This window comes from Methylobacterium sp. GC_Met_3 (assembly GCF_026540775.1).
In the GTDB taxonomy this organism is placed as follows: Bacteria; Pseudomonadota; Alphaproteobacteria; order Rhizobiales; family Beijerinckiaceae; genus Methylobacterium.
In genome coordinates this window covers 352,987-375,250 of the sequence record NZ_JALNUL010000001.1, presented here as the reverse complement: position 1 = coordinate 375,250, position 22,264 = coordinate 352,987, and the positions used below count along the sequence as shown (strand labels likewise).

20 protein-coding genes are annotated in these 22,264 nt (G+C 66.8%); 12 read left to right on the top strand and 8 right to left on the bottom strand.

Features of this window, described 5'->3' with window-relative positions; all coding sequences use genetic code 11:
- Window position 1 precedes the first annotated feature (1 nt).
- The 7 genes from OXS27_RS01920 to lpdA all read left to right on the top strand — a co-directional run bounded on the left by OXS27_RS01920 (window position 2) and on the right by lpdA (window position 6,876).
- Window positions 2–313, top strand: a complete 312-nt coding sequence (locus OXS27_RS01920) for a septum formation initiator family protein (protein WP_243927681.1) — start codon at window positions 2–4, stop codon at window positions 311–313.
- Between the two features lie 138 nt (window positions 314–451).
- Window positions 452–1,528, top strand: coding sequence for a pyruvate dehydrogenase (acetyl-transferring) E1 component subunit alpha (pdhA, locus tag OXS27_RS01915; RefSeq protein ID WP_267353887.1), 1,077 nt, complete (start codon window positions 452–454; stop codon window positions 1,526–1,528).
- A gap of 58 nt (window positions 1,529–1,586) precedes the next feature.
- The gene (locus OXS27_RS01910; protein WP_267353885.1) at window positions 1,587–3,029 is read left to right on the top strand and encodes a pyruvate dehydrogenase complex E1 component subunit beta; all 1,443 of its coding nucleotides are present in this window, start codon (window positions 1,587–1,589) and stop codon (window positions 3,027–3,029) included.
- Window positions 3,030–3,094: 65 nt separating this feature from the next.
- Window positions 3,095–3,382 (top strand): DUF5076 domain-containing protein, encoded by a 288-nt coding sequence (locus tag OXS27_RS01905; protein WP_243927675.1) that lies wholly within the window; start codon window positions 3,095–3,097, stop codon window positions 3,380–3,382.
- A gap of 15 nt (window positions 3,383–3,397) precedes the next feature.
- Window positions 3,398–3,991: a Uma2 family endonuclease gene (locus tag OXS27_RS01900; RefSeq protein WP_267353881.1), complete on the top strand. Its 594-nt coding sequence runs from the start codon at window positions 3,398–3,400 to the stop codon at window positions 3,989–3,991.
- A gap of 4 nt (window positions 3,992–3,995) precedes the next feature.
- Window positions 3,996–5,423 carry a pyruvate dehydrogenase complex dihydrolipoamide acetyltransferase gene (locus tag OXS27_RS01895; RefSeq protein WP_267353879.1) on the top strand — a complete coding sequence of 476 codons (1,428 nt, stop codon included), beginning with the start codon at window positions 3,996–3,998 and terminating at the stop codon, window positions 5,421–5,423.
- 13 nt (window positions 5,424–5,436) lie between these two features.
- Window positions 5,437–6,876, top strand: a complete 1,440-nt coding sequence (gene lpdA, locus OXS27_RS01890; protein WP_267353877.1) for a dihydrolipoyl dehydrogenase — start codon at window positions 5,437–5,439, stop codon at window positions 6,874–6,876.
- A gap of 257 nt (window positions 6,877–7,133) precedes the next feature.
- Here lpdA and OXS27_RS01885 read toward each other — a convergent pair whose 3' ends face one another.
- The 3 genes from OXS27_RS01885 to OXS27_RS01875 are packed head-to-tail and all read right to left on the bottom strand — an operon-like array spanning window position 7,134 to window position 8,773.
- Window positions 7,134–7,952 (bottom strand): hypothetical protein, encoded by an 819-nt coding sequence (locus OXS27_RS01885; protein ID WP_267353875.1) that lies wholly within the window; start codon window positions 7,950–7,952, stop codon window positions 7,134–7,136.
- A gap of 27 nt (window positions 7,953–7,979) precedes the next feature.
- Window positions 7,980–8,267, bottom strand: coding sequence for a hypothetical protein (locus OXS27_RS01880; protein WP_267353873.1), 288 nt, complete (start codon window positions 8,265–8,267; stop codon window positions 7,980–7,982).
- Window positions 8,267–8,773 (bottom strand): DUF4365 domain-containing protein, encoded by a 507-nt coding sequence (locus OXS27_RS01875; protein ID WP_267353871.1) that lies wholly within the window; start codon window positions 8,771–8,773, stop codon window positions 8,267–8,269. The genes OXS27_RS01880 and OXS27_RS01875 overlap by 1 nt, the downstream gene beginning before the upstream one ends.
- A 668-nt stretch (window positions 8,774–9,441) precedes the next feature.
- Between OXS27_RS01875 and OXS27_RS01865 the strand changes: the two genes are divergently transcribed.
- Window positions 9,442–10,425, top strand: a complete 984-nt coding sequence (locus OXS27_RS01865; RefSeq protein WP_267353869.1) for a threo-3-hydroxy-L-aspartate ammonia-lyase — start codon at window positions 9,442–9,444, stop codon at window positions 10,423–10,425.
- Window positions 10,426–10,547: 122 nt separating this feature from the next.
- Entirely contained in the window at window positions 10,548–10,925 is a 378-nt protein-coding gene (locus tag OXS27_RS01860; protein ID WP_243927664.1) for an iron-sulfur cluster assembly accessory protein, read from the top strand.
- A gap of 150 nt (window positions 10,926–11,075) precedes the next feature.
- On the opposite strand, the gene OXS27_RS01855 is transcribed toward OXS27_RS01860, so the two are convergent.
- The 3 genes from OXS27_RS01855 to OXS27_RS01845 form a co-directional block, all read right to left on the bottom strand.
- Window positions 11,076–12,134: a GGDEF domain-containing protein gene (locus OXS27_RS01855; RefSeq protein ID WP_267353866.1), complete on the bottom strand. Its 1,059-nt coding sequence runs from the start codon at window positions 12,132–12,134 to the stop codon at window positions 11,076–11,078.
- A 102-nt stretch (window positions 12,135–12,236) separates the two neighbouring features.
- The gene (locus tag OXS27_RS01850; protein ID WP_267353864.1) at window positions 12,237–13,787 is read right to left on the bottom strand and encodes a DEAD/DEAH box helicase; all 1,551 of its coding nucleotides are present in this window, start codon (window positions 13,785–13,787) and stop codon (window positions 12,237–12,239) included.
- 187 nt (window positions 13,788–13,974) lie between these two features.
- Complete coding sequence (locus OXS27_RS01845; protein ID WP_267353862.1) at window positions 13,975–14,187, bottom strand: hypothetical protein; 213 nt, start codon at window positions 14,185–14,187, stop codon at window positions 13,975–13,977.
- Between the two features lie 533 nt (window positions 14,188–14,720).
- Here OXS27_RS01845 and OXS27_RS01840 point away from each other — a divergent pair.
- The gene (locus tag OXS27_RS01840; protein WP_267353860.1) at window positions 14,721–15,587 is read left to right on the top strand and encodes a porin family protein; all 867 of its coding nucleotides are present in this window, start codon (window positions 14,721–14,723) and stop codon (window positions 15,585–15,587) included.
- Window positions 15,588–15,775: 188 nt separating this feature from the next.
- Window positions 15,776–16,267, top strand: coding sequence for a PRC-barrel domain-containing protein (locus tag OXS27_RS01835; RefSeq protein ID WP_267353858.1), 492 nt, complete (start codon window positions 15,776–15,778; stop codon window positions 16,265–16,267).
- A 370-nt stretch (window positions 16,268–16,637) separates the two neighbouring features.
- Here OXS27_RS01835 and parE read toward each other — a convergent pair whose 3' ends face one another.
- Window positions 16,638–18,698, bottom strand: a complete 2,061-nt coding sequence (parE, locus tag OXS27_RS01830) for a DNA topoisomerase IV subunit B (RefSeq protein WP_267353856.1) — start codon at window positions 18,696–18,698, stop codon at window positions 16,638–16,640.
- Between the two features lie 386 nt (window positions 18,699–19,084).
- On the opposite strand from parE, the gene OXS27_RS01825 reads away from it, so the two are divergent.
- The gene (locus tag OXS27_RS01825; protein WP_243927651.1) at window positions 19,085–19,273 is read left to right on the top strand and encodes a hypothetical protein; all 189 of its coding nucleotides are present in this window, start codon (window positions 19,085–19,087) and stop codon (window positions 19,271–19,273) included.
- Between the two features lie 212 nt (window positions 19,274–19,485).
- Here the strand turns inward: OXS27_RS01825 and topA are convergent, their stop codons facing one another.
- Window positions 19,486–22,194 (bottom strand): type I DNA topoisomerase, encoded by a 2,709-nt coding sequence (gene topA / locus OXS27_RS01820; RefSeq protein ID WP_243927649.1) that lies wholly within the window; start codon window positions 22,192–22,194, stop codon window positions 19,486–19,488.
- Window positions 22,195–22,264 lie beyond the last annotated feature (70 nt).

Sequence of the window (22,264 nt, the reverse complement as noted above, 5' to 3'; positions counted from 1 at the left end):
CATGGTCGTGCGCCGCCGAGTCAGAATGGTTGTGTTGCCGCTGGGTCTCTGGACCCTGTCGGCGCTCGTGGTCGGTTATTTCGTGTGGCAGGCCGAGAGCGGCAACCGCGGCCTTGAGGCCAAGAAGGTCCTCAAGATCCGCGCCTACCAGCTCACCCAGGAACTCAACGCCGTGAAGGCCGAGCGGGCGACCTGGGAGCACCGGGTGGCGCTCCTCAAGAGCGATCAGATCGACCGCGATCTCCTGGAAGAGCGCGCGCGGATCGTGCTCGGGCGGGTTCACGCCAACGACGTGGTGATCATTACGCCCTGATTGCCCACATCAAAGTATTCCTTAGTCCCCGCGATCCTCTGACAAGAGCGGCCTCCTGTCAGAGCGGTGACCCTCGCTTTCCCTTCGTCGCTGTCCTACACCCCCACGAAGTCGCGTGGAATCACGGGGAGAGCGCCGATGGATGCCGCCAAGGAGCCCGCCAAGGACGCCTCGTCCGGGTCATCGCAGGCCGGAAGTCCTCAGGCCGCCGAGTCGCACAAGCCGGCGGCGCCCGACATGCCGCAATTCACCCGCGAGGAAGACCTCCACGCCTACCACGAGATGCTGCTGATCCGGCGCTTCGAGGAGAAAGCCGGCCAGCTCTACGGCATGGGCCTGATCGGCGGCTTCTGCCACCTGTATATCGGCCAGGAAGCCGTGGTGATCGGCATGCAGATGGCCTCGGTCGACGGCGACCAGGTCATCACCGGCTACCGCGATCACGGCCACATGCTGGCCTGCGGCATGGACCCGAAGGGCGTCATGGCCGAGCTGACCGGCCGCCGCGGCGGCTACAGCCGCGGCAAGGGCGGCTCGATGCACATGTTCAGCCGCGAGAAGCAGTTCTTCGGCGGCCACGGCATCGTCGGCGCCCAGGTCTCGCTCGGCACCGGCCTCGCTTTCGCCGACCATTACCGGGAGAACGGCAAGGTCAGCCTGACCTATATGGGCGACGGCGCCGCCAACCAGGGCCAGGTCTACGAGAGCTTCAACATGGCGGCTCTGTGGAAGCTGCCGGTTGTCTACGTGATCGAGAACAACCGCTACGCCATGGGCACCTCGGTGGCCCGGGCCTCGGCGCAGACCGACTTCTCGAAGCGCGGCCTCTCCTTCGGCATCCCGGGCGAGCAGGTCGACGGCATGGATGTCCGCACGGTCCGCGAGGCCGCCGGCCGGGCGATCGAGCATGCCCGCACCGGCCAGGGCCCGTACATCCTGGAGATGCAGACCTACCGCTACCGCGGCCATTCCATGTCCGATCCGGCCAAGTACCGGACCAAGGACGAGGTCTCGAAGATGCGCGACGAGCACGACCCGATCGAGATGGTGCGCAAGCGCCTGCTCGAATTGCACGGGGTGCCGGAGGCCGATCTGAAGGCGACCGACGCCAAGGTCCGCGAGACCGTCAACGCCTCGGCCGAGTTCGCCACCAACGATCCCGAGCCCGATCCGTCCGAGCTCTGGACCGACATCCTGCTGGACGCGCACGCCTGAGCGCGTCGCCGACGACGCTGGCCGCCCCCCTATCGAGACGACGACCGCAGAGCTGAGCATGGCGACCGACATCCTGATGCCCGCCCTCTCCCCGACCATGGAGGAGGGCAAGCTCGCCAAGTGGCTGAAGAAAGAGGGCGATCCGATCAAGTCCGGCGACGTGCTGGCCGAGATCGAGACCGACAAGGCCACCATGGAGGTGGAGGCGATCGACGAGGGCGTGCTCGCCAAGATCCTGATCGCGGAGGGCACCGAGGGTGTCGCGGTCAACACGCCGATCGCTATCATCGCCGGCGAGGGCGAGGATCCGGCGAGCGTCCAGTCGGGCGGGGCGCCGAAGCCCAACGGCGCCGGCGGCCATCCGGCCCCGACCCCCGACATGCAGGCCGAGGGCATGGCCGACACGGCCGCCCCGGCGTCGAAGACCAGCGACGACGCCCCGCGGGCGCCGGCGGCGCCGGCAATCATCACCAACAAGGCCGACGAGCCGGTGATGGAGGAATTTCCGGCCGGCACGCCGATGGTCACCACCACGGTGCGCGAGGCCCTGCGCGACGCCATGGCGGAGGAGATGCGCCGCGACGGCGACGTGTTCGTGATGGGCGAGGAGGTCGCCGAGTACCAGGGCGCCTACAAGATCACCCAGAACTTGCTGCAGGAATTTGGCGCCAAGCGCGTGGTCGACACCCCGATCACCGAGCACGGCTTCGCCGGCATCGGCGTCGGCGCGGCGCTTGCCGGCCTGAAGCCGATCATCGAGTTCATGACCTTCAACTTCGCCATGCAGGCGATCGACCACATCATCAATTCGGCGGCCAAGACCCTGTACATGTCGGGTGGCCAGCTCGGCTGCCCGATCGTGTTCCGCGGCCCCAACGGCGCCGCCGCCCGGGTCGGCGCCCAGCACAGCCACGATTACGCCGCGTGGTACTCCAACGTGCCGGGCCTCAAGGTGATCGCGCCCTACACGGCGTCGGACGCCAAGGGCCTGCTCAAGGCCGCGATCCGCGATCCGAACCCGGTGATCTTCCTCGAGAACGAGATCCTGTACGGCCAGTCCTTCCCGGTGCCGCAGCTCGACGATTTCGTGCTGCCGATCGGCAAGGCGCGGGTCCACCGCCCCGGCACGGACGTGACCATCGTGTCGTTCGCCATCGGCATGACCTACGCGCTCAAGGCCGCCCAGATCCTGGCCGAGCAGGGGATCGAGGCCGAGGTGATCGACCTGCGCACGATCCGCCCGATGGATTCCGAGACGGTGGTCCGGTCGGTGAAGAAGACCGGCCGCTGCATCACCGTGGAGGAGGGATTCCCGCAATCGGGCATCGGCGCCGAGATCGTCGCCCGCCTGATGGTCGATGCCTTCGACTACCTTGACGCCCCGGTCCTGCGCATCACCGGCAAGGACGTGCCGATGCCCTACGCGGCCAACCTCGAGAAGCTGGCCCTGCCGAACGTGGCCGAGGTCGTCGAGGCGGCCAAGAGCGTCTGCTACAAGTGACCGGTGCGTGGGCGGGCCTGGTCCCGCCCCGTCCCGGCAGGGGGTCAAGGAACAGCCGGCGCGCCATGAGCCAAGATTCCAGCAGCGACTTCGCCGAACTCGCGATCCCGCCCGACGCCCGGGAACAGGGCGGCGTCGAGGTGCTGCGCGCGGCCGTGGTCGATGGCGCGGTAAGCGTCGCGCTGCGCCGCTCCTTCGACGATCCGGCGACCTGGGGACGGCTTCTGGCCGACCTCGCCCGGCAGGCGGCCCGCGCCTACGCGCTGGAGACCGACATGTCGGAGGAGGAGGCGGTCGAGCGCATCCGCGCCGGGTGGGAGGCCGAGGGGCTCGACCCCGGCGGCCTCAACTAGCGATGGCATCCGACCATGGCTGAGGCGGCCGTCCGGCAGGCGACCTACGCGGATCTCGAAGCGGTCCCGGCGCATCTCGTCGCCGAGATCATCGATGGGACGTTGGAGACGCATCCGCGTCCGAGGCCACGGCATGGCATGGCTGCAGCCCGCCTGTCGGGAGAGCTGGATCGGCCATTCGCACGTGGGCGTGGTGGTCCAGGCGGATGGATCTTCATCATCGAGCCGGAGCTTCACCTTGGATTGCAGGTGGTCGTGCCCGATCTGGCGGGCTGGCGCCGCGAGCGGATGCCGACCGAACCCGAGGATGTCTTCATAGAGACGCCCCCGGATTGGATCTGTGGGATCCTCTCGCCGTCCACGACCCGGCTCGACCGGGGCCCGAAGCGCCGCATCTACGGGGAGGCCGGTGTCGGCCATCTCTGGCTGCTCGATCCGGCGGCCGGCGTACTCGAAGGCTTTGCCTTCATGAACGAGCGCTGGGTGCTCCTCGCCACGATCCAGCGCGGCGAGACCGTGGCCCTGCCGCCCTTCGACGCCGTTCCGTTCCCCCTCGACGACCTCTTCCCCTTCGACGATCCGGCCGCCCCGGCCCAGCCCGAGACCTGATGCCATGCCGATCAACGTGCTGATGCCCGCGCTCTCCCCAACCATGGAGAAGGGCAACCTCGCCAAGTGGCTGAAGAAAGAGGGCGATCCGGTCAAGTCCGGCGACGTGCTGGCCGAGATCGAGACCGACAAGGCCACCATGGAGGTGGAGGCGATCGACGAGGGCGTGCTCGCCAAGATCCTCGTGCCCGAGGGCACCGCGGACGTGCCGGTCAACGACCTGATCGCCATCATCGCCTCCGAGGGCGAGGATCCGGCGAGCGTGCAGGCCGGCGGCGCTGCGCCGAAGGTGGCCTCCAACGGCGCGGCCAAGCCGGAAGCCAACGCTTCCGCTGCCGATCAGAACACCACGCCCGGCGGCGGCCATATGTCGTACGAGCGGATCAACGCGGCACCGGAGGGCGCGCAGCCGAGCGGGACGCCGCAGGCTGGCGCGGGCGGCCGGGTCTTCGCCTCGCCGCTGGCCCGCCGGATCGCCAAGCAGGAGGGCGTGGAACTCGGTGCCGTCCAGGGCAGCGGCCCGCATGGCCGGATCATCGCCCGCGACGTCCAGGCCGCGAAGGCCTCCGGCGCCACCAAGGCACCCGCCGCGCCTCAGGCCGCCGCCGAGGCGCCAAAGGCCGCCGCCGAGGCGCCGAAGGCGGCAGCCCCCGCCCCGAAGGCCGCGCCTGCCGGCGGCGCGCCGGCCGGGCTCACGACCGATCAGGTCCGGGGCTTCTTCGCCAAGGATTCCTACGAGGAAGTGCCGCTCGACGGCATGCGCAAGACGATCGCCAAGCGCCTCACCGAGGCGATGCAGGTCGCGCCGCACTTCTACCTGACGGTGGATTGCGAGCTCGACGCGCTGATGAAGCTGCGCGAAACGCTGAACGCCTCCGCCGGCAAGAACAAGGACGGCAAGCCCGCCTTCAAGCTCTCGGTGAACGATTTCGTCATCAAGGCGATGGGCCTCGCGCTGACCCGGGTGCCCGCCGCCAACGCGGTCTGGGCCGAGGACCGGATCCTGCGCTTCAAGAACGCCGAGGTCGGCGTCGCGGTGGCGATCGACGGCGGGCTGTTCACCCCGGTGATCCGCCGGGCCAACGAAAAGACGCTCTCGACCATCTCCAACGAGATGAAGGACTTCGCCGCCCGCGCCCGGGCCAAGAAGCTGAAGCCCGAGGAATACCAGGGCGGCGTTACCTCGGTGTCGAACCTCGGCATGTTCGGGATCAAGCACTTCACCGCGGTGATCAACCCGCCGCAATCGAGCATCCTGGCGGTGGGCGCGGGCGAGAAGCGCATCGTCGTGCGCGATGGGGCCCCGGCCGTGGCGCAGGTGATGACCGCCACCCTGTCGTGCGACCACCGGGTGCTCGACGGAGCGCTCGGCGCGGAGCTGGTCTCGGCCTTCAAGGGGCTGATCGAGAACCCGATGGGCATGCTGGTCTGAGGCGGAGCACACGATGTCCGATACCTACGACGTCCTCATCATCGGCGCCGGGCCCGGCGGCTACGTCACGGCGATCCGTGCGGCGCAGCTCGGGTTCAAGACCGCGGTGGTCGATCGCGAGCACCTGGGCGGCATCTGCCTGAACTGGGGCTGCATCCCCACCAAGGCGCTGCTCCGCTCGGCCGAGATTTTTCATTATTTCCAACACGCCGGCGATTACGGTTTGACGGCGGAAAAAGTCGGGTTCGACACCGCCGCCATCGTCAAGCGCTCCCGCGGCGTCTCGGGCCGGCTCAACGGCGGCGTCGGCATGCTGCTCAAGAAGAACAAGGTCGACGTGATCTGGGGCGAGGCCGCGGTCGACAGCGTCGCGAAGGGCAACCAGCCCGGCCAGGTCACCGTGAAGGAGACCAAGCGCGCCGAAGCGCCGAAGGGCGCCAAGGGCGCCGGCACCTACCAGGCCAAGCACATCATCGTGGCGACCGGCGCGCGCCCCCGGGCGATCCCCGGGATCGAGCCCGACAAGAAGCTGATCTGGACCTACTACGAGGCCATGGTGCCCGAGACGATGCCCAAGAGCCTGCTGGTGATGGGCTCGGGCGCGATCGGCATCGAGTTCGCCTCGTTCTACCGCACCATGGGCGCCGAGGTGACCGTGGTGGAGCTGCTGCCGCAGATCCTGCCCGTGGAGGATGCCGAGATCGCCGGGCTGGCCCGCAAGCGCTTCGAGAAGCAGGGCATCAAGATCCTCACCGGTGCCAAGGTCACGAAGGTCGAGAAGGGCGCGGATTCGATCACGGCGACCATCGAAAGCGGCGACGGAAAGTCACAAACAATCACCGCGGAGAAGCTGATCTCGGCGGTGGGCGTGGTCGGCAACATCGAGGGCATCGGCCTCGAGAAGCTCGGGGTGACGATCGACCGCGGGATCGTGGCGACCGACGGGCTCGGCCGCACCAACGTGCCCGGCCTCTACGCGATCGGCGACGTCGCCGGCCCGCCGATGCTGGCCCACAAGGCCGAGCACGAGGGCGTCATCTGCATCGAGACCATCAAGGGCCTGCACACCCACCCGATGGACAAGGCCAAGATCCCGGGCTGCACCTATTGCCAGCCGCAGATCGCCAGCGTCGGGCTGACCGAGGCCAAGGCCAAGGAGCAGGGCTTTGCCGTGAAGGTCGGCCGGTTCCCCTTCGCGGGCAACGGCAAGGCGATCGCGCTGGGCGAGCCGGACGGGCTGATCAAGACCGTGTTCGACGCCAAGACCGGTCAGCTGCTCGGCGCCCACATGGTCGGCGCCGAGGTGACCGAGCTGATCCAGGGCTACGTGGTGGCGATGAACCTGGAGAGCACCGAGGAGGAGCTGATGCACACGGTGTTCCCGCACCCGACGCTCAGCGAGATGATGCACGAGAGCGTGTTGGATGCGTATGGGAAGGTGATCCATTCGTAGGCTGGTAAACTGCAGCTTTCACAGAATCCTACGGCACTAAGTTGGCCGTAGGGCTACTATGGACCTATGTCTCGGAGCCAACACCAATGCGTGCTGTAGTCAATATTACGATCCGAAATCACATAGAACTGGCAGGTCGGTGACACGAAGCATGGACGTTGATGACATCTGCAGACGTCACGAAGTAGCTGTCAAGTTAGCATGTCCGCAAACAATCAATGACGCATAGGCAGTCCGAAGCATACCGAACCTAAGGATTAAATTATTTTAAAATGCTTTAGCTCCCTCAAGAACCACGTTCTCCGCTTTTGTTCGACCTTGCCTCGTGCAGAAACCCTCAATCCAGATCCGTGCGCCTCATAAGCCGCTCTATAGGTAAGTGGGTCGACCCTCAAACGGACCATTACAAGCCCATCCTCCGTTTGATGCTCAATGGCAAACTCCCGTGATCCGGTTGTATGCTCAAGATCTGCTGGGTTTTCTCGTGAGGAAAGAAGGATTACCGGTCCCATAACAGTCTGATCCGGATCAACATCGGTATGCTTTAGAGCTGCGGACGCCTCTCGCAATATCGGCAGAACGCCCAAGCCTAATTTAATCGGCTCCGAGAATGGAAGATCTGCCGGCGTTGTCCATTCAGGCGAAAAATTAAATGACGATGTTATGGCCCCCGCCGAAGATGACCTGATCAATTTTTCAATTTCATCGCACATATTTGCATTAAAAGCCTCGCCAAAGCTTTCCACGATGAGCCGAGGATTCCGTTCAACTTCAGCTCGCTTTATGATGTGAAAACCACGCACCAAGCGCTGAATATAGCGGCGCTCTGGCGGCGGGGTATCATCTGGTCCCATTAAAGCTTCTGTATGAGGACCAACGGGGGATTCTATAGCAAATCCAAAACTTCCTTCAAAAGTATGGCCAAAGCGGCAACGATCCGCGTATTCGTCGCCATGATATGATGCTCGGAGAAATGCAGCATCTCGGACCGAGTCTAAAGTTGCAGAGAAAGAAAGTAGCCGTCTAGCGTGCTTAATGACGCCCTCAGCTACATCAAGGTTGATAGACTTCCACATGACTGCCTCATCGGGCAATGCAAGAAGCTACACGTCAAATCCAATAGATCGAAGCTTATTAAGTAGCTGAGTCGGCGTAATCCTCAACAGGTCACTAAGTGTTTCTAAGGCATAGATCTTGTACTTGGTGGCGCCGATCGACTCATTCGTTTTTGGAATAAATAATTCTACACTGGATTCATCGCCACTAGTTAGGTAAAATAGGTCGGTACGATCATTATCAAGGAGCTGAACCTGCCAACGCTGGGAACGGAGATAGCGCCGCAAGGCGCTTACAGGGACTTGCTTAGCTAAAGCCGACCAAGGATCTGCCATTAGCCGAACTCCCTTGCACGTGCGGCTTCCATCAAACTCTTTATTGCATCCACATTAAACAGATGTTGAGCCGGAATATAGATCCGTTTTTTCTCTCTGTTGTTTACTGATTTACCTCGCACATGGTACCAAAAACACCTGTGTCGAAGCAGCAACGCATCCTCAGCATGGTGGATCCAGTGATTTTCCGCCCGCGGCAGGCCCAAAAGTATCAATATTAGTCCGACACCTTCACTTCGCTCGACTAGATCATTGTATTTTTTGACATCAAGATCATATACTATCGTATTTCCGCGTTTAAACCAATTTATGCTCGCTTTAAGTTGATAATCTAACGCCGTGCCGGTTCGAGTGTATCTCCCATTTCGATCAACTATCGTTCTAAACTGGCCGTCCACACCATAGTCAAAACCTTGATCAAATCCAGGATCTACCCCGGCCGTTACGGCAATAGCTTGAACAAATGAGCGGCTAAGTGACTCCTGTCGATGCTGCTTTGTAAGCACGCGTATCTACTCGCCGGCGCGTTTGGACAACCTGCATGGGTTCAATCACCCACCATACCTCAGGTAAACACGCAAACCTTACAAAGAACAAGCATCATCCGCTACTACTGCCCAGCGTGACGCCGCTACTAAACGGGCAAACCATCGCAAGATCCCAGTGTGGCATACCTGTAAGACTTAGCTGTGCCTTTCTCTTCGGTGACCGCACCAAGCTCGCTCACCCCCGCCCCACCTCCACCGGCTCCGCCTCCTCCAGCGAGGGTACATACGCGCACCACTCACAGATCCCCCGCTCAGCCCCCCTTTGCGCGTTCCGCTGCGAGCAGAGCGGACACACCAGGAGAATCAGCCGCCCGCCGGCGCGCAGGGCCAGCCCGCGGCCCCGGAACGTGACTTCGGTCGCCCCGTCGCCCGGCTTTTGCGCGCGCACCCAGCCGCTCACCGGGCGCCCCCTCCGGCCAGCCGGTCAGCGGCCGTGCCGCGCCGTCCGTTCGATCCCATCCGCATGACGACGCCGCCCCCCAGCGCTGCTGCCAAGATTGATCCTGTCGGGATAAGCCCTGAGCCGGCGAATGGCTCCGCTTGCAGCTGTGCGTGGGACCGGGATGCGCGGGGGCCCGATCGTCCGTATGACTCGGACCCACGGAGCGGGAACGAGGCGGGATCCGATGCAGGGCGAACACGGCGCGGCGGCCACCCGCCTGCCCACCTATGCCGACGTGGCGCGCGCGGCCGAGCGCATCGCGGGGGCCGCGCACCGCACGCCGGTGCTCACCTCCCGCACCGCCGACGCGATGACCGGCGCAAAGCTGTTCTTCAAGGCCGAGAACCTGCAGCGGGCCGGGGCCTTCAAGTTCCGCGGGGCCTACAACGCCATCGGCGCCCTGTCCGAGGCGGAGCGCGCCCGCGGGGTGATCACCTTCTCGTCGGGCAACCACGCCCAGGCGGTCGCCCTGGCCTGCCGCCTGCTCGGCGCCCCGGCCACGATCATCATGCCGGCGGACGCCCCGGCGGCGAAGATCGAGGGCACCCGCGGCTACGGCGCCGAGGTGATCCTGTACGACCGCTACAGCCAGGACCGGGAGGCGCTCGGCCGGTCGATCGCGGAGCCCCGGGGCCTGACGCTGATCCCGCCGTTCAACCATCCCGACGTCATCGCCGGGCAGGGGACGCTGGCGCAGGAGCTGATCGAGACCGTCGGCCAGCTCGACATGCTGGTGGCCTGCCTCGGCGGCGGCGGCCAGCTCGCGGGCTGCGCGCTCGCGGCGGCGGAACTGTCCCCGGGCTGCCGGGTGATCGGCGTCGAGCCCGAGGCTGGCGATGACGGGCAGCGCTCGTTCCGGGATGGCCGGATCGTGACGATCCCGGTGCCCCGCACCATCGCCGACGGGGCGCAATCGACGGCGCTCGGCGCGCTCACCTTCGGGATCATCCAGAGCCACGTGGCCGACATCGTCACGGTCTCGGACGCGCAGCTCGTCGAGACCATGCGGTTCTTCGCGAGCCGGATGAAGATCGTGGTCGAGCCGACCGGCTGCCTCGCGGCGGCGGCGGTGCTGCACGGGCTGGTGGATATCAAGGACAAGCGGGTCGGCGTGGTGATCAGCGGCGGCAATGTCGATCTCGCGACGTTTGCGCAGCTCACGGCCTGACGCGCCGAATGCCGGGCGGGTGTGACCCGGGCGCGGTGGACCGACTGCCGCCCAATGCTTATCTTGTAGCGGTCAGAATACGCGCCCCCGGGCCTTGAACCCGGATCGGCGGGAGGGTGACGATGTCGACTGGGTTCAAGGTTCTCTCGCTGACCGATCGGGCCGCCGATCGGATCAAGGCGATCATGGCGGATGCCGACCGGCCGATCGCCGGCCTGCGAGTCGGCGTCCGCAACGGCGGCTGCGCCGGCATGTCGTACACGATGGAGTATGCGGAAGCCGCCAAGCCCGGCGAGGACGTGGTCGAGGATCGCGGCGTGCGGGTGTTCGTGGATCCGAAGGCGGTGCTGTTCCTGCTCGGCACCGAGATGGATTTCACCACCAACAAGCTCGCCTCGCAGTTCGTGTTCAATAACCCGAACCAGACCTCCGCCTGCGGCTGCGGCGAGTCCGTGGCGATCACACCGGTCTCGGCCGACCGGATCCCCGCTCCGGTCTGACGTCCCGGGTTCCCAAAGGACGCGTCCTTTGGTGGGGTGTTGGGGTGAAACCCCGACAAACGGCTCTTTCACCCCCTTCGAGGGGGTGGAAGAGCCGTATCGCAGGGCTCTGCCCTGCACCCGCGAAAGGGCTCGCCCTTTCGAAACCCGTTACGCCACCTGCGTCAGCGCTTCGGCCGTGTCGTCCACGGCGCGGTTGCGGCCGCCGCGCTTGGCCGCGAACATGCACAGGTCGGCCCGCTCCATCAGCGAGGCCGGCGTGTCGCCCTGGCGCAAAACCGCGACGCCGAGCGACACCGTGACCTTGCCGAGCGATTCCCCCGTCGAACGCTTCACGAGTTCCCGCCCCATCACGCTGGCGCGGACCGTCTCGGCCACCTGCCGCGCGGCGCTGCGGTCCGCCCCGGGCAGGACGATGCCGAACTCCTCGCCGCCGAACCGGGCGAGCTGCGCGGTTTTGCCGGCCTTCTCGCGCATCACGATCGCCACGAGCCGGAGCACCTGATCGCCCGTCAGATGGCCGTACTGGTCGTTGAAGCGCTTGAAGAAGTCGATGTCGAGGATGATCAGGCTCATCGGGCCGGCCCGCAGCCGCGCCGCGTCCATGGCCGCCTTCAGGGCCTCCTCGAACGACTTGCGGTTGGACAGGCCGGTCAGCGTGTCGGTCAGGCTCTCGAGGCGGGTCGCCTCCAGCTTCTCGCGCAGGGTCTCGATCTCGCTGCGGGTCTCGCGCATGCGCGCTTCGAGCACCCGGTTGTTCACCGCGACCTCGCGGGTCGTGGAGGCGAGCGTCGCGACGATCTCGCCCAGCCGCGCGCCGCTCGGCAGGCCCTGGGCGAGGTCCTGGGCCAGCCCGCGCAGGGATTCGCCGAACTGGGCGGTGGAGCCGAGGGAGAGGTCGAGGATATCGGTGACGGCGGCGATCTCGCTCAGGACCACGCCGCTGATGTCGCCGGCCGCGGTCGCGAGACGCCGCCCGTCGAGATACGTCTCGTGCAGGTCGTCGATATCGGCCTCGGTGAGGGCGCCATTCTCGGTGGTGAGGCGCTTCACCGCGTCGCTGAGCAGGGGAATTTCCGCCGCGACGTAGGTGTACCAGACCGCATAGGCGCGGGGGGTCGCGGAAGGGCCGTAGTCGCGAATCAGATCGTGCGCCCGCTTCGCCAGCGCGAAGCTGCGATCACGATCCGAATGGGTCTCCTGGCTCATTCCGGTCCTGCCGCTCCCAGACCACCGGCGCTTGGGCGCGCGGGGCCTGAAAACCAATCTACGGCAGGTGGGTAGATGGGACGTTAAGCCGGAATAGTCTTGTTATTTATCTTTCTTCGCCAAGACTGGACGAAGCAGGAAGGCGGGCACGTGCGACCCCAGGCCGACGGGGGTGTCGCCCTCCGGCTCATGCCGGCGCCCGCGCTCGTCCCGCACCCGCTCCTCGCGGCGCGGCTCCGGTCGGCTCTGGGCCCGCGGGGCAGCGGATGCGGGCCGGCTCTCAGCCCGCGGAGCCGCGGATGCGGGGCGGCTCTCAGCCCGCGGAGCCGCAGATGCAGGCCGGCTCTCGGCCCGCGGAGCAGCAGAAGATCCGCCGCGCCCGCCGCGCGCCTTCGGGCGCTCCCCGGCCTCGGCGCTCCGACCACCGCCTGAGGCAGCGCCCTTGGCCGAGCGGGACCCCCGGCGGCCCTCGCCGGAGCGGCCGCGATGGCGGGTGCTGGTCTCGCCGGAGGAATCGGACACCGAGGTCAGATCGCCGTCGAACCACGGGATCGGCTGGCCGATCAACGTCTCGATGGCCCCGAGCGAGCGCGCATCCTCCGGCGACGCGAGCGTGTAGGCCGTGCCGCTCCGGCCCGCGCGGCCGGTACGGCCGATCCGGTGGACGTAGTCCTCCGGGTGGTGCGGCACGTCGAAGTTGAAGACGTGGCTGACCGCCGGGATGTCGAGCCCGCGCGCCGCCACGTCGCTGGCGACCAGCAGGGCGGTCTCGCCGTTCCGGAACCCGTCGAGGGCCGTGGTGCGCGCGCGCTGATCCATGTCGCCATGGAGCGCCGCCGCGTCGAAGCCGTGGCTCACCAGCGATTTCTGCAGCAGGGCGACATCACGTTTCCGGTTGCAGAAGATGATCCCGTTCTTGAGCTCGGCCTCGCCGCGGATCAGGTCCCGCAGCCGCTCGCGCTTGGAATGGCCCTCGGAGCCGGTGGCGACGAGGCGCTGCGTGATCGTGGTGGCCGTGGAGGCCGGCCGCGCCACCTCCACCCGCTGTGGGTTGTGCAGGAACATGTCGGCCAGCCGCTCGATCTCCGGCGGCATGGTCGCGGAGAAGAACAGCGTCTGCCGGGTGAACGGCACCATCTTCACGATGCGCTCGATATCGGGGATGAATCCCATGTCGAGCATCCGGTCGGCCTCGTCGATCACGAGGAGCTCGACACCGGTGAGCAGCAGCTTGCCCCGCTCGAAATGGTCGAGCAGGCGGCCGGGCGTCGCGATCAGCACGTCCGTGCCGCGCATCAGCTTGGCGTCCTGATCGGCGAAGGAGACGCCGCCGATGATCAGCGCCACGTTGAGCTTGTGGTTGGTGCCGTAGCGGTCGAAGTTCTCGACCACCTGGGCGGCCAGCTCGCGGGTCGGCTCGAGGATGAGCGTGCGCGGCATTCGCGCCCGGGCGCGGCCGTTCTCCAGCAGCGTCAGCATCGGCAGCGTGAAGGCGGCGGTCTTGCCGGTCCCGGTCTGGGCGATACCGAGGACGTCGCGGCGCGCCAGCACGTGGGGAATGGCCTCCGCCTGGATCGGCGTCGGCTCGGTGTATCCCGCCGTTTCGACGGCGTTCAGGACTTTCTCACTCAGTCCCAGGTCGGAAAAAGGCATCTGCGTTCAGGAACCGTTGCGCGCCCGGCCGGCGCGAAGGACACCGTCGCGGCAACGGCTGGGGATGGCTCGCGCGGGGCGCTGGTACGCTCCCGGGGCCGCGGGGCGCATGCCGGCAGTCAGTTAGGGGGTTGGCGCGACTTGTCAATCTCGCAATGCGCGACCCTGCGCCGCCACGCACAGGGGATCAGGGCCTGATCTGCGTCGAGTCGGCCAGGCGGCAGGGGTCGAGATGCGTGCCGCGCGCTGCCCCGGCCGCCGTGATCGCGCCGGTGGTCTCGGGCTCGCCCGCCGCCGGACCGGCCACATGGGCGATCCGGGCGGGCGCCTCGTCGGCCGCGATCCATCGGGCCAACTGCGTGATGCCGAGGACGGACAGGAACCCGACGACCGCCGACACGCGCAGCGTCCGGCCGAACAGGCTCGCCGATCTATCGGGCCTCGTGCGTTCCGGGCCTGGCGCATCGACCGGCCGCCGCCGGCCGAAGGATCGCGGAGCCTGATCGTGGCGGACGGGCATGAGCGACTCACTCTGCCGAGCGCGCGCCCGGCCTTCGACCGGGATTCATCGGATGACAAAGTTAACCTGGACTTTACGCGCCGCGCCGCCAGACAGAGCCCAAACGAGACGGCACCGTTTCCGCACCCGAAGCTTCCCGAATTACCGTTTTCGATTGTATTACCCCTCACGGACCATCTATTTGCGGCTTGAATTTCGGCTTCGCCCGCAGAGTACAAATCGGTATGACAATAACGGTAGCAATCTTGACGTTCATAGAGCCTTCATGAAGGATGACAATGCGGAAAAGTCTTCATGATTAGTTGGATCGATGCATCTAATCTGCCGATGCTCGTTGCAGGAAAGCGACAGACCTTGCGAACCGGAGCGCCTAGAAGACTGCCGGCTCCCGTTAACCCAGGACCTTTGGAACTATGAAGAAGCTTCTCCTTGCGTCGACTGTGCTTGTCGGCACCGCCGCCGCAGTTTCCGCGGCCGACCTGCCGCGCGGCGCGGCCCCGCCGCCGGCTTTCGCGCCCGTGCCGGTCTTCACCTGGACGGGGTTCTACTTCGGTGGAAACGCCGGCTACGGCATCGACGCCAACAGCCGTCGCACCACGAACTACAACCTGCCGGCCGGCTCGGTCGTCGGGTCGGAAGACACCGCTGGCGTCATCAGCGTGAACAAGCGGCCGAGCAACGACGGCTTCACCGGCGGCGCGCAGATCGGCTACAACTACCAGTTCACGCCGGGCTCGGGCGTGGTGATCGGCTTCGAGGCTGACGCCCAGTATGTCGACTTCGCCCGCCGCGCCAACGGCACGCAGAACTACACCGGTTTCGGCAATCCGGGCTCCGCCTTCACCAGCCCGCGCGCCTACGTCGCCACCAGCGGCAATGGCCTCGACTACTTCGGCACGGCGCGTGGCCGCATCGGCTACGCCTTCGACCGAACCCTGGTGTATGCCACCGGCGGTTACGCCTACGGCTCGGGCCAGGACGACCAGAACTTCGCTGGCCGTCGCTTCCGCGACAGCTTCCGCACCGGCTACGCGGTCGGCGGCGGTGTCGAGTACGCGCTGCCCACCGACTCGTTCCTGAACTTCTTCAAGTCCTCGGCCGTGACGTTCAAGGTCGAAGGCCTGTACGTGAACCTCGATCGCCAGAAGAACGCCGCCTCGGGCGTCTACTTCTCGGGCGTCCTGCCCCCGAACGGCACCGTCTACCTCAACGGCGGCGCTGCGAAGACCGAGTTCGCCGTCATCCGCGCCGGCGTGAACTACAAGTTCGGCTCTTACTGAGCTTCATGCACGGAGCCGGGTTTCCCGGCCCCATCGCGAAGGGGTCCGGCTGCAAGGCCGGGCCCTTTTTCGTTCTGAGGTGCCCGACGGGTTCGGGCGGGTGCGACATGGCGGGCCGGAACCGGGCCAGGGCCGAACGATTGTGTCCGCGTCGCCCGCTGGACCAGGGCGCAGCGGAGCGATCAGCCATGCGGAGCCCATATCTTCTCCTGTCGCTGGCGGCCTTCCTCGCCGCCGCCCCGGCTCATGCCCAGGATACGAGCGTGATCGGCAACGGCACGGTCCTGCCGGGAACGGGGCCGGGGACATCGACCAACGGCGGCACCGGAGCCGGCCGCTTGATGGAGGCGGCCAATGCCCAGGATGCGGCCAAGCGTCAGGGATTGAAGCCTGTCGCGTTCCTGACCACGACGATGATCGGCGTGGAGGTGCGCAACGCCGCGGGCGACAGCGTCGGCAAGATCGACAACCTGCTGATCGCCGATGGCGGGACCCTCAAGGCGGTCGTGCTCGATGTCGGCGGCTTCCTCGGCATCGGAAGCAAGCACATCGCGGTGGAGCCCGGCGCCCTGGTGCTACGGCCGGGCGGCGACCGGTTCTCGGCGGTCCTCAACATGAGCAAGGACGCGATCTCCGCCGCCCAGCCCTTCGATCCCGCGAAGGCGATCGCCGCGCATTAGGCGAGAGCGCTCTCCCACGAGGCAGACATCAGCTAAGCCAAGGAGCGCGCGTCACAACGCGCGTTTCGAGGCGCGCACGAGGGCAACGCGGACGGGACACGACCGCGCCGTGCCGGGCAATCCCAATCCAACCCACGGCCTCATCCTGAGGTGTCGCAGCGTAGCGGAGGCCTCGAAAGAGCTCTCCAGAAGGACCTGCGATCCCTGGAGCCCTCCTTCGAGGCCCGCTGACGCGGGCACCTCAGGATGAAGGGGGTGGATGGAATACCCGATACAGCGCGCTGTCGTGTACCCTGCGCAACGTTAGCGAAGACGATTCTCAACGCCCTACACCGCCGCATCGCCCGATGCGGCGGCCTGTGCAGGGGCCTCAGATATCGAGATCCGCCCCCTCAGCGAAGGCTGCGCGCTCGCTGATGAAGGCGAAGCGGGCCTCGGGCTTGTTGCCCATCAAGCGCTCGACCGTGTCGCCGGTCGATTCCCGGGCCTCGTCCAGGATCGCGACGCGCAGCAACGTGCGCTTCTTCGGATCCATGGTGGTCTCCTTGAGCTGGGCCGGCATCATCTCGCCCAGGCCCTTGAACCGCCCGATCTCGACCTTGCCGCCCTTGAACACCGTCTTGGTGATGCGCTCCCGGTCGGCGTCGTCCCGGGCGTAGGCCACCTTCGAACCCTGCTGCAGCCGGTAGAGCGGCGGGATCGCGAGGTAGAGATGCCCGCGGTCGATCAGCTTCGGCATCTGGCGGTAGAAGAACGTGATCAGCAGCGAGGCGATATGGGCGCCGTCGACGTCGGCGTCCGTCATGATGATCACCTTGTCGTAGCGGAGATCCGCCTCGCGGAAGGCCGTCCCGGTGCCGCAGCCGAGCGCCAGGGTCAGATCCGAGATCAGCTGGTTGGCGCCGAGCTTGTCCCGGCTCGCCGAGGCGACGTTCAGGATCTTGCCGCGCAAGGGGAGAATCGCCTGGGTCGCCCGGTCGCGGGCCTGCTTGGCCGAACCGCCGGCGGAATCACCCTCGACGATGAAGATCTCCGAGCCCGCCGTGCCGGCTGCCGAGCAATCGGCGAGCTTGCCGGGCAGGCGCAGCTTGCGGGTGGCGCTCTTGCGGGCGACCTCCTTCTCCTGACGGCGACGCAGACGCTCCTCGGCGCGATCGATCACCCAATCCAGGACCTTGTTGGCCTGGGCCGGGGAGGCGGCCAGCCAATGGTCGAAGGCGTCGCGCACCGCCGTCTCGACGATGCGCTGCGCCTCCACGGTGGCGAGCTTGTCCTTGGTCTGGCCCTGGAATTCCGGCTCGCGGATGAAGACAGACAGCATCGACGCGCAGGTCGCCATGACGTCGTCGGTGGTGACCGCCGTCATGCGCTTGGCTTGGTTCACGCGCTCGGCGTGCTCGCGCAGGCCCCGGAGCAGGGCGACCCGCAGGCCGGCCTCGTGGGTGCCGCCCTCGGGCGTCGGGATCGTGTTGCAGTAGGAGTGCGAGAACCCGTCCTCGGTGACCATCCAGGTCACCGCCCACTCGAGCGACCCGTGCGAGCCCGGCTTAGTGATCTTGCCGGAGAACATCGCCTCGGTGACCAGATCCTTGCCGTCGATGTCCCAGGCGAGGTAGTCGCGCAACCCGTCGGGGAAGCGATGCACCGCCTCGGCCGGCACGTCCGCCAGCCCTTCGAGCAGGGCAGGGGCGCAGCGCCAACGGATCTCGACGCCGCCGAACAGGTAGGCCTTCGAGCGCGCCATCTTGAACAGGCGGCGGGGGTCGAACTTCAGCGAGCCGAAGATCTCGGCGTCGGGATGGAAGCGGACCCGCGTGCCCCGCCGGTTCTGAACCCGGCCGACCAGCTCCAAGGCCCCCTGCGCATGACCGCGCGAGAACGTCTGGCGGTAGAGGGTCTGGTTGCGGGCGACCTCGACCTCGAGCAGGTCCGAGAGCGCATTCACCACCGAGATGCCGACGCCGTGCAGGCCGCCCGAGGTCTCGTAGACCTTCGAGTCGAACTTACCGCCGGCATGCAGCGTGGTCATGATGACTTCCAGCGCCGACTTGCCGGGGAATTTCGGGTGCGGGTCGACCGGGATGCCGCGGCCGTTATCGGTCACCACCAGGGAGCCGGATTCCTCCAGCTCGACCTCGATGAAGCTGGCATGGCCCGCCACCGCCTCGTCCATGGAATTATCGATCACCTCGGCGAAGAGGTGGTGCAGCGCCCGCTCGTCGGTGCCGCCGATATACATGCCGGGCCGGCGCCGGACCGGCTCCAGGCCTTCCAGCACCTCGATGTCGGAGGCAGTGTAGCCGGACTCGGGCTCGGCGGCTGCGAGCGCCGTGATCGAGGCGGAGGCCTCCAGGCGCCGCCGCGGCTCGGGCGAACGGGCGGCCGAGCCCTTCCCGCCCGGCCCGAATATGTCGCGTGCCGGATCGCTCACGCGCGGCCTCCGCGGGCGCGGCGCGTCGGCCGGCTCGGAATCGCGCAGACGGATCTGGGGTCGTGGAGCATGCGCCTTCATCCCCGCATCATAGCGGAACAAAACGGAAACATCAAAGCCATTCGCCCCGAGCGTTTCGCTCTGGCGACGCGGCCGTATCATCGCATGCTGCGCCGCCGCGAGCGAGGGGCTGTTCGGCGCGCCCGTACGAGACCTTTCGGCCGCACGTCATCGCAGTGTTGCACAACAATGAGTTAAAGCTTTCTCGCGACGCAACCGCCGGATCTCAGTAGATCTCCGTCGGAACGGCTGCGAATGCGCGACGTTGTTGGCGAAGATAAAACCTGACCGTGGCCAGCGGGCCGCAGTCCTGGGAGGCTCAGTCCATGAGTGACGCCGCGATCGAGGCCCGTCGCCTGACGCTGATTCGCTTCGAGCATGCGGCCGGTGCCGCCTTCGGATGTGACGACGACGCGGCCGGCATTCCGCCTGCACGCGCTCTGGTCAACGCCACCACGATCGCGCTGGCGACCTTCGCAACCGCAGTCGCGGCGACGATCACCTATCTGGTTTGAGCCGGACAGGATCCACGATGTGCCCCGGCACAGCGCGAACCGGAGCGAAGCCCAGTCCTCAGCCTTATCCTGACGTAGCGGAGCGGAGGCCTCGAAGGAGCCCTCCACATCCCACTGCGATCCCTGGAGCCCTCCTTCGAGGCCCGCTCACGCGGTCACCTCAGGATGAGGGGGTTTGAGAGGATCGCTTTCGTATTAGCCCCAACGTACGTTCAACCGGCCCCCGTCTTCTTCGCAGGCGCCTTCTTAGCGGCCGGCTTTTTCGCGGGGGCCTTCTTGGCCGCCGGCTTGTCGCCGCTGGCCGCACGGGATGACGTCTTGGCCGCGGGTTTGGACGCGGTTTTCCGCGCGCCGCCGCGCTTCGCCGGCTTGCCGCCACCCGCGGCGCGCTTGGCGTTCACCAGGGCGATCGCCTCGTCCAGCGTCAGCGCCTCGGCGTTCATCGTCTTCGGCAGCGTGGCGTTGACCTCGCCGTCCGTGACGTAGGGGCCGTACTTGCCGGCCTTGACCACGAGGTCGCGTCCGCTGGTCTCGTCCTTGCCGATTGGCCGGCCCGGATCGGCGGCCGGGCGGCCGCGTCCGCCGCCCTGCTCCTTGGCGACGATCAGGTCGATGGCGCGGTTGCCGCCGATCTCCAGCACGTCGTCGTCCTTGCCGAGATTGGCGTAGGTCTTCCCGTGCTGCACGTAGGGCCCGAACCGGCCGAGATTGGCCAGGATCGGCTCGCCGGTCTCGGGATGGCGCGCCACCTCCCGGGGGAGCGACAGCAGCGCCAGCGCCTTCTCCAGATCGACCGACGAGGGGCTGGCCCCCTTCGGCAGCGACGAGCGCTTCGGCTTCGCGGCGTCCTTCTCGGTGGAGGCCTCGCCGAGCTGGACGAACGGGCCGAACCGCCCGTCGCGGATCGTCACCGGCATCCCGGTCACGGGATCGTTGCCCAGCACCCGCACGCCCGGCTGGCCGCCCTCGGCCGACGAACCGTCCCCGTCGCCGTCGACCCCGGTGGCCGAGAGCTGGCGGGTGTATTTGCATTCCGGATAGTTCGAGCAGCCGATGAAGGCGCCGAACTTGCCGAGCTTCAGCGACAGCTGGCCGGCCCCGCAGGTCGGGCAGGTGCGCGGGTTCGAGCCGTCGCCCTTGTCGGGGAAGATGTGCGGGCCGAGCAGGCCGTTCAGGGCCTCCAGCACGTCGGTGACGCGCAACTCCTTGGTCTCGCCGATCGCGGCGGAGAAGTCGCGCCAGAAGTCGCGCAGAACCGCCCGCCAGTCGATCTCGGCGTTGGAGACCCGGTCGAGCTGCTCCTCCAGGCTGGCGGTGAAATCGTACTCGACGTAGCGCCGGAAGAAGCTCTCCAGGAAGCCCGTGACGAGCCGGCCCTTATCCTCCGGCTGCAGCCGCTTCTTTTCGATCTTGACGTATTCGCGATCCCGCAGGGTCTGGAGCACGGCCGCATAGGTGGACGGGCGGCCGATACCGAGTTCCTCCATCCGCTTCACGAGGCTCGCCTCGGAATAGCGCGGCGGCGGCTCGGTGAAATGCTGGGTCGAGCTGATCCGCTCGCGCTTGAGCGGGTCGCCGGCCTTCATGGGCGGCAGGCGGCGGCTCTCCTCGTCCTCCTCGTCGTCCTTGCCCTCTTGGTAGAGCGCCAGGAAGCCGTCGAACTTCACCACCTGCCCGGTGGCGCGCAGGTCGATCTGGCGCGGCCCGACCTTCGCGGTGACGTCGACGGTGGTGCGCTCCAATTCGGCCGATTCCATCTGGCTCGCCATGGTGCGGGTCCAGATCAGGTCGTAGAGCTTGGCCTGCTCGGGCTCCAGGTGGCGCGCGACGGCCTTCGGCAGGCGGCCCATATCGGTCGGCCGCACCGCCTCGTGGGCTTCCTGGGCGTTCTTGGCCTTGACGGTGTACTTGCGCGGCACGTCCGGCACGTAGCGGTCGCCGAACTCCTTGCCGATCACCCGGCGGGTGTCCTGGATCGCCTCCGGCGCCATATCGACGCCGTCGGTCCGCATGTAGGTGATGATGCCGACCGTCTCGCCGCCGACATCGACGCCCTCGTAGAGGCGCTGGGCGACCCGCATGGTCTGGGCCGGCGCCATCCCGAGCTTGCGCGAGGCTTCCTGCTGGAGGGTCGAGGTGGTGAAGGGCGGCTGCGGATGGCGCTTGGCGGGCTTCGCCTCGACGCTCGCCACCTGGAAGGTCGCGAGTTCGAGGTCGCGCTTGAACGCGGCGGCCTCGTCGCCGGTGCCGACGTCGAGGCGCTGGATGCGCTTGCCGTCGGCGCCGACGAGGCGGGCCTCGAAGGTCGCGCCGTCGGCGGTCGTCAGCGTGGCGATGAGCGTCCAGTACTCGCGCGGCTTGAACCGCTCGATCTCCATCTCGCGCTCGACCACGAGGCGCAACGCCACGGACTGTACGCGCCCGGCCGAGCGGGCACCCGGAAGCTTGCGCCACAGGACCGGCGAGAGGTTGAAGCCGACCAGATAGTCGAGCGCCCTGCGCGCCAGGTAGGCATCGACCAGCGCCTGGTCGATCTCGCGCGGCTTGCGCATCGCCTGCTCGACCGACGACTTGGTGATGGCGTTGAAGGTCACGCGCTCGACCGGGATGCCCTTGAGCACCTTGCGGGCGTTCAGCGCCTCCAGCACGTGCCAGGAGATCGCCTCGCCCTCGCGATCCGGGTCGGTCGCCAGGATCAGCTTGTCGGCGCCCTTGACGGCCTTGGCGATCTCGCTGACCCGGCTGGCGCCGCGGTCGGCAAGCTCCCAGATCATCTTGAAATCCTGTTCGGGATCGACCGAACCGTCCTTGGCCGGCAGGTCGCGGATATGCCCGAAGGAGGCGATGACTTCATAGTCGCGGCCGAGATACTTATTGATTGTCTTCGCTTTGGCCGGCGACTCGACGACGACGACTTTCATTCAGACCTCTGCCCCTGACGGAGCCTGGGCGCGACGGACGAATTCTGTTCGAGATTCGCGTGGGACGTAT

Excerpts from the sequence above, each read along its gene's own strand:
- OXS27_RS01920 (WP_243927681.1), top strand. The coding sequence starts at position 2 with ATGGTCGTGCGCCGCCGAGTCAGAATGGTTGTGTTGCCGCTGGGTCTC.
- pdhA (WP_267353887.1), top strand. The coding sequence starts at position 452 with ATGGATGCCGCCAAGGAGCCCGCCAAGGACGCCTCGTCCGGGTCATCG.
- OXS27_RS01910 (WP_267353885.1), top strand. The coding sequence starts at position 1,587 with ATGGCGACCGACATCCTGATGCCCGCCCTCTCCCCGACCATGGAGGAG.
- OXS27_RS01905 (WP_243927675.1), top strand. The coding sequence starts at position 3,095 with ATGAGCCAAGATTCCAGCAGCGACTTCGCCGAACTCGCGATCCCGCCC.
- OXS27_RS01900 (WP_267353881.1), top strand. The coding sequence starts at position 3,398 with ATGGCTGAGGCGGCCGTCCGGCAGGCGACCTACGCGGATCTCGAAGCG.
- OXS27_RS01895 (WP_267353879.1), top strand. The coding sequence starts at position 3,996 with ATGCCGATCAACGTGCTGATGCCCGCGCTCTCCCCAACCATGGAGAAG.
- lpdA (WP_267353877.1), top strand. The coding sequence starts at position 5,437 with ATGTCCGATACCTACGACGTCCTCATCATCGGCGCCGGGCCCGGCGGC.
- OXS27_RS01885 (WP_267353875.1), bottom strand. The coding sequence starts at position 7,952 with ATGTGGAAGTCTATCAACCTTGATGTAGCTGAGGGCGTCATTAAGCAC.
- OXS27_RS01880 (WP_267353873.1), bottom strand. The coding sequence starts at position 8,267 with ATGGCAGATCCTTGGTCGGCTTTAGCTAAGCAAGTCCCTGTAAGCGCC.
- OXS27_RS01865 (WP_267353869.1), top strand. The coding sequence starts at position 9,442 with ATGCAGGGCGAACACGGCGCGGCGGCCACCCGCCTGCCCACCTATGCC.
- OXS27_RS01860 (WP_243927664.1), top strand. The coding sequence starts at position 10,548 with ATGTCGACTGGGTTCAAGGTTCTCTCGCTGACCGATCGGGCCGCCGAT.
- OXS27_RS01855 (WP_267353866.1), bottom strand. The coding sequence starts at position 12,134 with ATGAGCCAGGAGACCCATTCGGATCGTGATCGCAGCTTCGCGCTGGCG.
- OXS27_RS01850 (WP_267353864.1), bottom strand. The coding sequence starts at position 13,787 with ATGCCTTTTTCCGACCTGGGACTGAGTGAGAAAGTCCTGAACGCCGTC.
- OXS27_RS01840 (WP_267353860.1), top strand. The coding sequence starts at position 14,721 with ATGAAGAAGCTTCTCCTTGCGTCGACTGTGCTTGTCGGCACCGCCGCC.
- OXS27_RS01835 (WP_267353858.1), top strand. The coding sequence starts at position 15,776 with ATGCGGAGCCCATATCTTCTCCTGTCGCTGGCGGCCTTCCTCGCCGCC.
- OXS27_RS01825 (WP_243927651.1), top strand. The coding sequence starts at position 19,085 with ATGAGTGACGCCGCGATCGAGGCCCGTCGCCTGACGCTGATTCGCTTC.
- topA (WP_243927649.1), bottom strand. The coding sequence starts at position 22,194 with ATGAAAGTCGTCGTCGTCGAGTCGCCGGCCAAAGCGAAGACAATCAAT.